The following is an 11,320-nucleotide window of genomic DNA, read 5'->3' as shown; positions in this document are numbered from 1 at the left end:
ACCCTGCCATCCGCGCCTCTCGGCATGCGGACTGTTCTTAGGCTACAGTGCCAAGTGAAACGAGCAAAGGCACAGGGGGGACTTGAACCCCCTAGTCACGTAGACTGCGAGGCGTACCAAGATCAGGACCAGGCAGCGTAGCTCGCTGCCTGGTCCTTCGATTCTGCGCATGCTAACGGAAATGCCGGGGCCGCCTGGCCGCGCTGCGAGCAGCGCCGGACACCCGGGCGGGTGCCCGACTCTCTGCCTATACCGCCAGAAACCCCGCCGCCGCCCCCACCAGGGTGGCTGCCAGGTTCACCAGGTCGTTGCTGACCGCCGGCAGGCCCCGGTGCAGACGGGTCGTGCTGCCGCAGCCGTGCAGCGTCCGCTCGGTCTCCTTCCCGCAGCGGGGGCACCAGTAGACGGCCTGCACCGTGGCCCCCAGCAGCGAGTCGGCGAAGGCCCCGGCGATGCCGGCGGCGGCGACCCACGGCATCAGCCGCCACCAGACAGGGTCCGCGAGGGCGGCGACCAGCCCGACGAGGGCTGCGCCGCCCAGGCCGGCCAGGGTGCCCGTCAGCGACACCGCCCCGCTGGTGCCGGGCGGCACCTCCCGGAAGGTGGTGACCATCCGGGGGGCCGTGCGGGAGAGGACGCCCAGCTCGGTCGCCCAGGTGTCGGCGGACGCGGCGGCGATGCCGCCCAGCACCGCGCCCATCCACGCCGGGTCGCCGCTGACGGCGTAGCCCACCGCCGCGGCGGCGGCCACCCCGCCGTTGGCCAGCGCCTGCCCGAGGTCCCGCGTCCCGGTCTTGGCGAAGTCGGCCTCCACGGGCGCCTTGCGGTCCCGGAACAGGTGGGAGAGCGCACTGCCCGAGACGAAGAAGGCCACCAGCGCCAGGCCCCCGGCCCAGCCGCCCAGGCCGAAGAGCGGCGTACCGGTCAGGATGGCGCCCAGGGTACCGCTGGGGCTGAGCGACCGCTTCCACCAGGCCAGGAGTCCGATGGCGGCGGAGAGCGCCGCCCCCGCGCCCAGGCCGGGCAACAGGTGGGGGAACAGCCTGAGCCCCGCCCAGAGCAGGAGGCCGGTGCCCAGGGGAACCCAGAGGTTGTCGCGCCCCTTGATGCCCACGCTCTCCGCGCAGGCGGCGGCCACGGCGGCCAGGACCGCCAGCCCCGCCTGGGCGGCGGGCGGCAGGGGCGGCGCCACGACCCACAGGGTGGCCAGGGTAGTCAGCAGCGTCGCCCCGAACATGGCCAGCGAGCCCTCCAGGCTCTTGGTGCGGCCGCCCAGGGTGGCGTACTGCCGCCTGCCCCAGCGCAGCCCCACGGTGGAGGCCAGGGCGTCGCCGACGGTCATCGCGAGCACCCCGCCGACCAGCGCGGCGGGCTCGTCCCAGGCGAACAGAACCAGCAGGGCGAAGGAGACGGGGAACCAGACCGTGCCCAGGTTCTCGGCCTCGGCGGCCACAGACCCCAGGAGGCGCCGGCGGTGGATGACGTAGTTGGCGGCGACCGAGACCAGCGCGGGCACCGCGGCCAGGTAGCGGCTCTCGAAGAGCAGGACGGTCCCGATGATCCACAGGCCGACCCCGACGTGGATCACCTTGCGCGCGACGGGGCGGGAGAGCCCCAGCCGGTGCGCGCCCTCGCCGACGGCCACCACCGCGCCCACGTAGGCGAAGGCCAGAACCAGTGCCCAGAGGTCACCCATCTGCATACCTCCCTGTTGCGACAGGGGGGACTTCGCTCCGTCCGGGAGGATCACCTGCCAGAAATGCTCACAGCCTAAAGGACCGTGGTCTCATCTGCCGCAATATGGTATGGTAAGCATGGTTTTCAGTCGAACCGGGAAAGGCGGGGCTTGCTATGATGTGGAAGACCTTGCTGGATCTCTTCATCGGCTTCAGCCGTGCCACGCTCCTTGGCTTCGGGGGCGGCCCCTCCATCGTGCCCCTGTACGAGCACGAGGCCGTGGAGGTGTTCTCATGGGTCTCCCGGGAGGAGTTCGGTACCGCACTGGCCATGGGCAATGCCCTGCCCGGACCCATCGCGACCAAGCTGACCATGTACATCGGCTACCGGGTAGCGGGCTGGCCCGGCGCGCTGGTGTCCCTGATCGCGGTCACCCTCCCGGTGGGCGTGGTCATGGTCGCGCTGGCAGGGCTGATGGTCCGCTTCAAGGACAGCCCCGTGCTCAAGGGCATGGTGGCCGGCATCCGGCCCGTCGTCTTCGTCATGCTGGCCATGCTCGCCATGGACTTCGCCGGCTACGCCTTCCAGCCGCGCAGCGGCGCGCCCGTGAACTGGCTGCCCTTCGCCATCGCCGCGGCCTTCTTCATCTCGGTCCACTACATGAAGCTCTCGCCCATCTACGGCGTGGTGGGCGCGCTCCTGGTCGGCGCCCTCTTCCTCCGCTGAGTTTGATTTAGGCTCAGCAATAGAAAGTTATCCATGGCAGCAGGGTTCTGCAAAACCAGGGCGAAGACATAATCCCGGATTCGTGATTCTCGTTTAGGAGGCTGTCAGACTTGGCCGTTGTCAGCATTTTCGTTGGGAACCTGCCCTGGGCTACCACGGATGAGGATCTGCATGAGCTGTTCTCCCAGTTCGGCGAGGTGAAGCGCTCGAAGATCGTCCTCGATCGCGAGACCAACCGCAGCCGCGGTTTCGGTTTCGTCGACATGGAGGAGGCCGACGCTGCCCGGGCCATCGAGGCCTGGAACGGCCAGCCTTACAACGGCCGGGTCCTGACCGTCAATCTGGCTCAGAGCCGCCCCGCTCGCGCCTAGACCCGTCAACAGCCAACAACAGCGCCCCCGATCTGATCGGGGGCGCTGATTCTCTTAGGGCGAGCCGCGGCCTCCGTGGCCGGCCCCGGCGAAGAACTCGATGGCCCGGAGGAGCCGCCGGGCCTCGGCGCTCTGCGGCTCGACCGCCAGCACCCGTTCGGCGAGGCCGCGGGCCTCGCCGAACCGCCCCTGCTCCAGGTAGACCCAGGCCAGGGTCAGCTCCAGGTGCGTGTCGCCCGGATACGCCGCCGCCACGGACTCGAGGCCGGCCGCGGCCTCCTCCAGGCGGCCCCCGTGCCACGCGGTGAGGGCGGTCGCCAGCCGCTGGGACGGGCCGGGCAGGGGCAGCGCACCGGCCACGGTGGCTGCAGCCAGCCCCGCCAGGGCGAGCGCGGCGGCGAGCCTCAGCCCCCGCACGACCGGCGAGGGGCGGGACGCCGGCCCGCCCGACGGCCTCGTCAACGGCACGCCGGCCGCGGCGGCAGCCAGGAAGCCGGCCGCCAGTCCCGCGACGTGGTTCCAGTTGTCGACGATCTCGTGGGCGATCAGCCCGTAGCCGAGGTTCAGGATCAGGACAACGAGCAGGGGCACCTGCTGCAGCCGCTGCCGCTCCGGCCCGGCGATCCGGTACCAGACCAGCGCGCCCAGCAGGCCGAAAATCGCCCCGCTGGCCCCGGCGCTCAGCACCAGGGGCGGGCCGAACATGACGCTCGCGGCGCTGCCCGCCACCAGCGCGAAGAGGTAGATGAAGAGCATCCGGGTCGGGCCGAACAGGGCCTCCACCACCTGCCCCACCCACCAGAGCGACAGGGCGTTCATCGCCAGGTGAGCGGCGCCGATGTGCAGGAACCCGGCCGTGAGCAGGCGCCAGTACTCGCCGTCTGCGAGCAGGTGGGGGCGCAGGGCCGCGCCCCAGCGGTAGAGCGTCTCCGAGTCCTCGGTCGCACCCAGGCCGCCGCCCAGGAGCGTCATCGCCGTCCAGACCAGCACGATGGAGGCCGTCAGGCCCACGGTGAGCCAGGGCACGGTGCCGCGCCGCCTGAGCAGGCCGGGAGCCGGAGGGGCCGCCGCCTCGGGGACGGGCGCATCCGGCGACGGGGCCGCCAGCACCGCCAGGTCGGGGTCCACGCCGAAGGGCGGGCCGCGGTGGCCGTACAGGCGGCCCCGGGGCAGGTCGACGATCCAGGGGACCACCCTCACCCGCCGGGCGCTGTACACCAGCCCCTGCACGCGGTCGTAGGCCTCCCGGGTCACGGCCGACTCCGAGACCAGCAGGAGGAGGCCCAGCGTCTCCCATCCCCTGGCGCGGGCGGAGGCGGCCAGGCTCGCGGCCAGCTCGTCCCGCAGGGCCGGCAGCAGCGAACCCGCCCCCAGCGGCACGACGGCCACGCGCGTCAGCAGGCCGGGCTCCTCCCGGTCCAGCACGACCCCGGCCCACTGCGCCAGCATCGGCGGCAGGGCCTCCGGCGCCGCCGGCGCGAAGCCGCCGAACTCGCCGAACCGCTGGCCCGCCGCCTCCACGTACCCGCCCAGGTCCACAGGCAAGCCTCCTCTACCCGTTGAGACGCCGCTCCAGCTCCGCCCGGCGCGCCTCGAACCCAGGCTTGCCCAGAAGGGCGTACATGTTCTGCTTGTAGGCCTCCACGCCGGGCTGGTCGAAGGGGTTCACCCCCAGGAGGTAGCCGCTGATGGCGCAGGCCTTCTCGAAGAAGTAGATCATCTGGCCGTAGTGGTAGGGCGTCAGCTCCGGCAGGGTGAGCAGCAGGTTGGGCACGCCGCCGTCGGTGTGGGCCAGCAGCGTGCCGGCGAGGGCCATGCGGTTGACGTGGTCCAGGGTCTGCCCCTCCAGGAACCCCAGCCCGTCGCCCGCGTCGCCGCCGGAGATGGCGATGTCGGCCCGCGGCCGCTCCACCTGCACCACCGTCTCGAACAGGTTCCGCAGGCCGTCCTGGATGTACTGGCCCATCGAGTGCAGATCGGTGGTGAACTCCACCGAGGCCGGGAAGATGCCCTTGCCGTCCTTCCCTTCCGACTCGCCGAACAGCTGCTTCCACCACTCGGCGGTGGAGCGCAGCGCCGGCTCGTAGGTCACCAGCAGCTCGGTCGTCCGGCCCTTCCGGTAGAGGGCGTGGCGCGCCGCGGCGTACTGGTAGCAGGGGTTCTGCGCGAGGTCGGGCTCGGCGTACTCCGCCATGGCGGAGGCCGCGCCGGCCATCAGCTGCGCGATGTCGATGCCGGCGGCGGCGATGGGCAGCAGGCCCACCGCGGTCAGCACCGAGTAGCGGCCGCCCACCTCGTCGGGGATGACGAAGGACTCGTAGCCCTCGGCGTCGGCCACCTGCTTCAGGATGCCCCGCCGGCGGTCGGTGGTGGCGTAGATGCGCCTGCGGGCGCCCTCCTTGCCGTAGCGGCGCTCCAGGTACTCGCGGAAGATCCGGAAGGCGATGGCCGGCTCCGTGGTCGTGCCCGACTTGGAGACGACGTTGACCGAGACCTCCTTCCCCTCCAGCACCTCGAACAGGTGGGTGAGGTAGACGGGGCTCAGGTCCTTGCCGGCGAAGAAGATCTGCGGGCCGGGCCGCCGGTCCTTGGGCAGCAGGTTGTGGAAGGCGTGGCCCAGCGCCTCGACCGTGGCCCTGGCGCCCAGGTAGGAGCCGCCGATCCCGATGACCACCAGCGCATCGGAGTCGCTCCGGATGCGGGCGGCGGCCTCCTGGATGCGCCGGAACTCCTCCCGGTCGTAGCGCTCGGGCAGGTCCAGCCAGCCGGTGAACTCGGCCCCGGGCCCCCGTCGCCCGTGGAGCAGGTCGTGGGCGGCGCGGACGGCCGCCGCCTGGTACTCGATCTCATGGGGTGCCACGAACGCTGCAGCCCGGGAGACATCGAAGCGAAGCGAGGGATTCATGTGCCGTTACCTCCAGGCGGAAATCTCCCTCTCATTATAGGGCGTGTGCGCCATGGTTCAAATACGCCATGGTGCACGGACAGCCTCAGAAGCGCACGGCCGAGATGGCGGAGCGGCGGACCGCGGTGGCGTTGCCGGCGCCGTCCACCAGGATCACGGGGTCGGCTGAGATCAGCTTCCCGGCCAGCAGCCGCCCGCCCACCAGAAGGGTCACCTGGTGGCCCCGGAGGGCGGCCAGCACGCCGGCCAGCGGGTCCGGCCGGCGCCTCCGCGGGGGCCGGCCCGCGGTGGCCCGATCGGGGTCCTGCCGCCTGGTGACAGGGAGTCCGGAGAAGGAGAAGCGCGCGGTCCTCACGGGCACCGCCCCCCACTTCGACCGGCCTCGCGCGGGACACGGGAGGCCGGGACGCATAGGCTAACCATGGGAGAGCTATGCCGTAGCTCGCTCAACCGATTACTGAGGAGGAGACGGGACATGCCTCAGAGTTCCACGATCCGCCAGCTGCTCGAGGATCTGCGCGGCGGCGGGTTCAACACGAGCCTGATCGTGGACGGCGTCGTGATCGAGAACCAGAAGGTCGTCGCATTCGAGAACGGCATCGTCTACACGGTCAATGCCAACGGCGTGGCCCGTGCCACCCGCATCGATCAGATCGACAGCGTCAACTTCTAGGTCGGGGGGGCCTCCCCCCGGTACACAGGCGTCCCGTCCTTCGCGCGCCCAGGGGGAGCCCGGAAGGGCTCCCCCTGGCGCAAACCAGTTCAGAACCGGCGGTCCGAAGGGGACCATCCCGCGCATGCGGATTCGCTCCGTCGGTTCTGCACTGGTTTCAGTGGCGGTACCGGTAGACGATGCGCCCGCGCGAGAGGTCGTACGGGCTCAGCTCCACGGTCACCCGGTCGCCGGGCACCACCCGGATGTAGTTGCGGCGCAGCTTGCCGCCCAGGTGGGCGATCACCTCCGGCTCGTTCTCCAGCTCCAGCTTCACGGTGAAGAAGCCGTTGGAGCGCGGCTCCAGGATCACGCCATCGACCTCAATCATGTCCGACCGCGCCAATAGACACCACCTCCTTCACTGTCCATTATAGACCCAGGAGCCCCGCACGTCACGCTTTCCACCACCGAATTCCAGAAAAGGTGTTATCAGTAGCGCACTGCCGTCCGCGTCCCGTGGATGCGCCGCCCGAAATGCCAGCTCCAGCCGTCTGCGGGGATGCGCCGGCCACCATAACTTCGTCCCAGCACGCGGGCCCTCGCCAGGTCTCCCCAGCTAGTTCCAGCCGAGCCGTTAACAGGGATAATCCGAGGTGGTCGCTTGTCGCGGGTATGCCTGCAGTGCTACAATGCTGCAGGTAGACTCTGACGGAGGGGGTTTCTCCCTTGGGTCGTAAGTGGGAAAACATCAAGCGTTCGAAGGGGAAGCTGGACCAGGAGCGAGGGGCAACCTTCTCCCGTATTACCAAGGACATCATGAAGGCTGCCCGCGAGGGCGGTCCTGATCCGGAGAGCAACTTCCTGCTGAAGACGGCGATCGCGGCGGCCCGCAAGGCCAACATGCCCAACGAGAACATCCAGCGCGCCATCGCCCGGGGCGCCGGCCTGGCCGGCGCCGAGCGGTACGAGGAGATGGTGTACGAGGGCTACGGCCCGGGCGGCGTGGCCATCATGATGAACATCGTCACCGACAACCGCAACCGCACCGCCGCCGACGTCCGCCACATCTTCTCCAAGAACGGCGGGTCGCTGGGCGAGACGGGCTGCGTGAGCTGGATGTTCCAGAAGCGCGGCGTGATCGAGATCGACCGGAGCGAGACCGCGGTCAGCGAGGACGACCTGATGATGATCGCCCTCGACGCCGGTGCGGAGGACCTGGTGACCACCGAGGACGGCTTCGAGATCCACACCGCCCCCGAGGCGCTCAACCAGGTGCTCCAGGCGCTGGAGGCGGCCGGGATCCCCGTGGAGAAGGGCGAGGTCGTGATGCAGCCCACCACCACGGTCTCCGTCTCCGGCGAGGACGCGGAGAAGCTGGTGAAGCTCCTCGACCTGCTGGAGGACCACGACGACGTCCAGAACGTATATACGAATGCCGATATCAACGAAGCGTAAGACTACATGCACGGCGGCCGCGCCCCGGGAGAACCGGAGGTGCGGCCGCTGCGCGCCGGGGCCCGGTCACGCCGCTCCCTCTGGCTCCCGCCCCCGCCGGAGCATCAGCGGCTCCAGGCCCATCCGCCAGACCAGCTCGGCCACCACCGCCAGCACCTCCGAGGTCAGGTGCGGCTCCTGGATGATCGCCACCGCGGCGGGAGCCAGCGGCGGCCCGAAGAAGCCCATGCTGACCACCCGGTCGGGGCGGCTGGTCGCCGAGGCCAGGTAGGCCGAGGAGACCGTCGCCGAGTAAGTGGCCAGGATGGCGTGGGCGGGCGCGAGGCCATCGATGCGCGCGAACAGCTCCCGCTTGCCGGCCAGGTCGTCTCGGGCGGCCTCGATGACGAAGTCGGCGTCCGCCACCGCCGAGTCCAGCGAGGGATCGAGGCGCACCCGGGCCTTCCGGGCCACCCGCACGCCACCGTGCCCCTCCCCCTCCAGCGCGTCCAGCCGGTCCTGCACCCGGCGCCCCGCCTCAGCCAGGCCGGCGGGGTCCGGCTCGTGCAGGCAGGTCACGTAACCGCCCCGGGCGGCCAGGGCGGCGATCTCCACCCCCGCCGCCGTCCCGCCGATGACCGCGATCCGCTCCATCATCCCGCTCGCCCTCCTCCAGCGCGCTTCGTGCGCGGCCGCCGTCCATCCCGGCGGCCCTGTCCTGGGGTCACCTTATGCGAAAGGTTCAGGTTAATGCCGACTGGCTGATGAAAAAGGGGAGTTCGCTTCACCCCTTCGGCAGGGGGAAGGAGTCAGAACTGGAACTGTGGTATAAAGCCATTGTCAATTCATGAGCGCCCTGCGGGCGCCGGAAGGAGGCATACCATGAACCGGTTCATGCGGCTTCTCGCCACGGGAGTCGTCGCGCTGATGGTCTCGGTCGTCGCCGTACCCGCCGGTGTGCACGCCGCTGAGGTCGTGCCTGCGGTCGGCGGAGACTGCGGCCTCGGCGACCACTGGGCCGCTCCGTATGCGTGCGAACTGATCGAAGACGGCATCATCACGGCTGAGCAGGTGGAGGCGGGGATCGACCTGAATGCCTCCCTGTCGGAACAGATCTACCTTGAGATGCTCGCCAGGGCGGGCGCGTCGTCGCTCAGCGTCGTGCCCGACGGCCAGCTCACCCGCGGCGAGGCGATCGTGCTGCTCGCCTGGGCGGCGGCCGGAGAGGCCCCGTCTGGCCAGGACCTGCGGGTGCTGGAGGGCTACGCCGACGCGGCCCGGGCCGACCAGGCCACCCGCGAGGCGCTGGCCTACCTGCTGCTGCGCGGCGTGGTGCAGGGGCGTGACACCGGCGAGCTCGACCTGGATGCGCCGGTGACCCTCGGCGAGGCGGCCAAGCTGATCAACCTCGCCATGCCCGAGGTCCTCCCGGAGGGCACGGACAAGATCAGCCTGCTGGTCTACAGCGACTTCCACGGCCGCCTGGAGCCCAGCGGCGCGGAGTTGGGCGCCGCCCGCTTCACCACGGCCATCGCCGGCCAGCTGCTGAAGAACCCGAACACGGTCCTGATCGACGGCGGCGATACGTTCCAGGGCACCCCCATCTCCAACCTGGTGAACGGCGCCTCGGTGCAGGAGTGGCGGAACAAGGTCGGCGTACGCCTCAGCACCCTGGGCAACCACGAGTTCGACTGGAACGTGCCGACGCTGCAGGGGCTGCTGCAGACCGCCGAGCACCCGGTGGTCTCGGCCAACATCTTCTTCGAGGGCACCCAGAACCGGCCCGAGTGGCTGGCCCCCACCGCAGTCCTGGAGGTCGGCGGCTACAAGATCGGCTTCATCGGCATCACCACGCCTGAGACCAAGGGCATCGTGCTGGCGGCCAACATCGAGGGCCTCGACTTCGTCGATCCCGCCCCGGTGATCAACGCCGAGGCCAAGGCCCTGCGGGAGGCCGGCGCTGACCTGGTGGTCGTCGTCGCCCACGCCGCCGCCAGCCAGAGCGCCGACGAGCCGCTCCGGGTCACCAACGAGGTCGCCGACTGGATGGCGCAGGTGACCGAGCGGGTCGACGCCATCACCGGCGCCCACTCGCACGAAATGGCCGCCGGCTACGTGCTGGATGCGGGCGGCAACAAGGTGCCGGCCGTCCAGTCCGGGCAGTACGGCACCGGCCTCGCCCGTATCGACCTCTACATCAACCGGGCCGACAAGCAGGTGACCAAGGCTGCGGTCGACGTGTGGAACCCGGCCCAGACCCTGGCCCCGACCCCGTGGGCGAACGACCTGGTCGCCAAGTGGGCCGCCGAGATCGAACCCATCAAGGCCCGCCCGATCGGCAAGCTGGCGCAGCAGATCTCCCGCACCTACGAGCAGTCCGGTGAGAGCGCCCTCGGCGACTTCACCACCGATGCGATGCTGGCCGGCGCCCAGGGCGCCCAGATCGCCATCACCAACGGCGGCGGCATCCGGGCCCACCTGACGCCCAACGACGAGGGCTGGATCACCTGGGGTGACCTCTACACCACCAGCCCGTTCGGCAACACCCTGGTGCTCGTCGACATGAAGGGCAGCGAGATCAAGACGCTGCTGGAGCAGGGGCTGAACAACTACGTCCGGCGGCTGAACAAGGAGAACTTCCCGCGGCCGCTGCAGGTCTCGGGCATCACCTACGTCTGGGACTACGCCAAGCCCGACGACGAGCGCGTGGTGGAGATCAAGCTGGCCGACGGCACCCCGCTCGACATGGATGCGACCTACAAGGTGGTCGTCAACAACTTCATGGCCTCCGGCGGCGACAACCTCTACATCCTGGCGGAGCTGACCGACCGGCAGATCGACACGGGCATCGTGATGCTGGAGGCGCTGGTCGAGCACTTCAAGGCCCTCTCGGCCGACGAGCCGCTCACCTACGAGCTGCAGAACCGGGTCCAGGTGCTCAACATCCCCGAGGACCTGCGCCTGCCTCCCGAGTAACTCTTTAGTGTAAAGCGTACGGGGCGGTACCCCTCGACGGGTACCGCCCCTGTTCCATGCGTCAGCGGTAGTTCACGAACTGCAGCTCCAGCCCGAAGTCCTTCGCCCGCAGCAGCTGGATCACCGCCTGCAGGTCGTCCTTCTTCGGGCCCGAGACCCGGATCTCGTCACCGCGAATCTCCGCCTTGACCTTCAGCTTCGACTCCCGGATGGCAGCCGTCATCTGCTTGGCCTTCTCCTGCGGGATGCCCTGGCGCAGCGTGATCACCTGGCGCACCGTGCCGCCCGCCGCGTCCTCGACGCGCCCGTACTCCAGCGCCTTGAGTCCCACGCCCCGCTTGACCAGCTTCGTCTGCAGGATGTCGATGACGTTCTTCAGCTTCATCTCGTCGTCCCCGATGACCGTGATCTCACCCCTCTTCTCGTCGAGGCTGACGGAGGCGGACGAGCCGCGGAAGTCGAAGCGGGCCTGCATCTCGCGGCGGGTCTGGTCCACCGCGTTCACGACCTCGGCCATGTTCACGCGCGACACCACATCAAACGAGAAGTCAGCCACAGAAACACCTCGTCGTATCT

At 69.9% G+C, this 11,320-nt stretch carries 12 protein-coding genes; 5 read left to right on the top strand and 7 right to left on the bottom strand.

What is annotated here, in order from left to right; genetic code table 11:
- Positions 1-247: 247 nt before the first annotated feature.
- Positions 248-1,696 (bottom strand): DUF92 domain-containing protein, encoded by a 1,449-nt coding sequence (locus J2Z79_RS15320; RefSeq protein ID WP_209467769.1) that lies wholly within the window; start codon positions 1,694-1,696, stop codon positions 248-250.
- Positions 1,697-1,851: 155 nt separating this feature from the next.
- Here J2Z79_RS15320 and J2Z79_RS15315 point away from each other — a divergent pair, with 155 nt between their 5' ends.
- Together J2Z79_RS15315 and J2Z79_RS15310 are read left to right on the top strand one after the other, a co-directional pair.
- Positions 1,852-2,403 (top strand): chromate transporter, encoded by a 552-nt coding sequence (locus tag J2Z79_RS15315; RefSeq protein WP_209467768.1) that lies wholly within the window; start codon positions 1,852-1,854, stop codon positions 2,401-2,403.
- Between the two features lie 110 nt (positions 2,404-2,513).
- Complete coding sequence (locus J2Z79_RS15310) at positions 2,514-2,774, top strand: RNA recognition motif domain-containing protein (RefSeq protein WP_209467767.1); 261 nt, start codon at positions 2,514-2,516, stop codon at positions 2,772-2,774.
- Positions 2,775-2,828: 54 nt separating this feature from the next.
- Here J2Z79_RS15310 and J2Z79_RS15305 read toward each other — a convergent pair whose 3' ends face one another.
- From J2Z79_RS15305 to J2Z79_RS15295, 3 genes are all read right to left on the bottom strand, one after another.
- Positions 2,829-4,313 carry a rhomboid family intramembrane serine protease gene (locus J2Z79_RS15305; protein WP_209467766.1) on the bottom strand — a complete coding sequence of 495 codons (1,485 nt, stop codon included), beginning with the start codon at positions 4,311-4,313 and terminating at the stop codon, positions 2,829-2,831.
- A 13-nt stretch (positions 4,314-4,326) separates the two neighbouring features.
- A complete protein-coding gene (locus J2Z79_RS15300) occupies positions 4,327-5,679 on the bottom strand; it encodes a glucose-6-phosphate isomerase (protein WP_209467765.1) in 1,353 nt (450 codons plus the stop codon).
- Between the two features lie 85 nt (positions 5,680-5,764).
- Complete coding sequence (locus tag J2Z79_RS15295) at positions 5,765-6,034, bottom strand: hypothetical protein (RefSeq protein ID WP_209467764.1); 270 nt, start codon at positions 6,032-6,034, stop codon at positions 5,765-5,767.
- Between the two features lie 120 nt (positions 6,035-6,154).
- Between J2Z79_RS15295 and J2Z79_RS15290 the strand changes: the two genes are divergently transcribed.
- Positions 6,155-6,352, top strand: a complete 198-nt coding sequence (locus tag J2Z79_RS15290; RefSeq protein ID WP_209467763.1) for a hypothetical protein — start codon at positions 6,155-6,157, stop codon at positions 6,350-6,352.
- 157 nt (positions 6,353-6,509) lie between these two features.
- Here the strand turns inward: J2Z79_RS15290 and infA are convergent, their stop codons facing one another.
- Positions 6,510-6,737 carry a translation initiation factor IF-1 gene (gene infA, locus J2Z79_RS15285; RefSeq protein ID WP_209467762.1) on the bottom strand — a complete coding sequence of 76 codons (228 nt, stop codon included), beginning with the start codon at positions 6,735-6,737 and terminating at the stop codon, positions 6,510-6,512.
- Positions 6,738-7,060: 323 nt separating this feature from the next.
- On the opposite strand from infA, the gene J2Z79_RS15280 reads away from it, so the two are divergent.
- Entirely contained in the window at positions 7,061-7,789 is a 729-nt protein-coding gene (locus tag J2Z79_RS15280; protein WP_209467761.1) for a YebC/PmpR family DNA-binding transcriptional regulator, read from the top strand.
- 66 nt (positions 7,790-7,855) lie between these two features.
- On the opposite strand, the gene J2Z79_RS15275 is transcribed toward J2Z79_RS15280, so the two are convergent.
- Positions 7,856-8,425, bottom strand: a complete 570-nt coding sequence (locus tag J2Z79_RS15275) for a 3-hydroxyacyl-CoA dehydrogenase NAD-binding domain-containing protein (protein ID WP_209467760.1) — start codon at positions 8,423-8,425, stop codon at positions 7,856-7,858.
- Positions 8,426-8,650: 225 nt separating this feature from the next.
- On the opposite strand from J2Z79_RS15275, the gene J2Z79_RS15270 reads away from it, so the two are divergent.
- Positions 8,651-10,744, top strand: coding sequence for a bifunctional metallophosphatase/5'-nucleotidase (locus tag J2Z79_RS15270; protein WP_209467759.1), 2,094 nt, complete (start codon positions 8,651-8,653; stop codon positions 10,742-10,744).
- Between the two features lie 61 nt (positions 10,745-10,805).
- On the opposite strand, the gene J2Z79_RS15265 is transcribed toward J2Z79_RS15270, so the two are convergent.
- On the bottom strand, positions 10,806-11,300 hold the full coding sequence (locus J2Z79_RS15265) for a YajQ family cyclic di-GMP-binding protein (protein WP_342589511.1): 495 nt from the start codon (positions 11,298-11,300) through the stop codon (positions 10,806-10,808).
- Positions 11,301-11,320 lie beyond the last annotated feature (20 nt).

This window comes from Symbiobacterium terraclitae (assembly GCF_017874315.1).
In the GTDB taxonomy this organism is placed as follows: Bacteria; Bacillota; Sulfobacillia; order Symbiobacteriales; family Symbiobacteriaceae; genus Symbiobacterium; species Symbiobacterium terraclitae.
Note: the sequence above shows the minus strand (reverse complement) of the source record. Positions and strands in the feature narration are given on the sequence as shown.

Coding starts and splice junctions, on each gene's coding strand:
- J2Z79_RS15315 (WP_209467768.1), top strand. CDS start 1,852: ATGATGTGGAAGACCTTGCTGGATCTCTTCATCGGCTTCAGCCGTGCC.
- J2Z79_RS15320 (WP_209467769.1), bottom strand. CDS start 1,696: ATGGGTGACCTCTGGGCACTGGTTCTGGCCTTCGCCTACGTGGGCGCG.
- J2Z79_RS15275 (WP_209467760.1), bottom strand. CDS start 8,425: ATGATGGAGCGGATCGCGGTCATCGGCGGGACGGCGGCGGGGGTGGAG.
- J2Z79_RS15300 (WP_209467765.1), bottom strand. CDS start 5,679: ATGAATCCCTCGCTTCGCTTCGATGTCTCCCGGGCTGCAGCGTTCGTG.
- J2Z79_RS15270 (WP_209467759.1), top strand. CDS start 8,651: ATGAACCGGTTCATGCGGCTTCTCGCCACGGGAGTCGTCGCGCTGATG.
- J2Z79_RS15290 (WP_209467763.1), top strand. CDS start 6,155: ATGCCTCAGAGTTCCACGATCCGCCAGCTGCTCGAGGATCTGCGCGGC.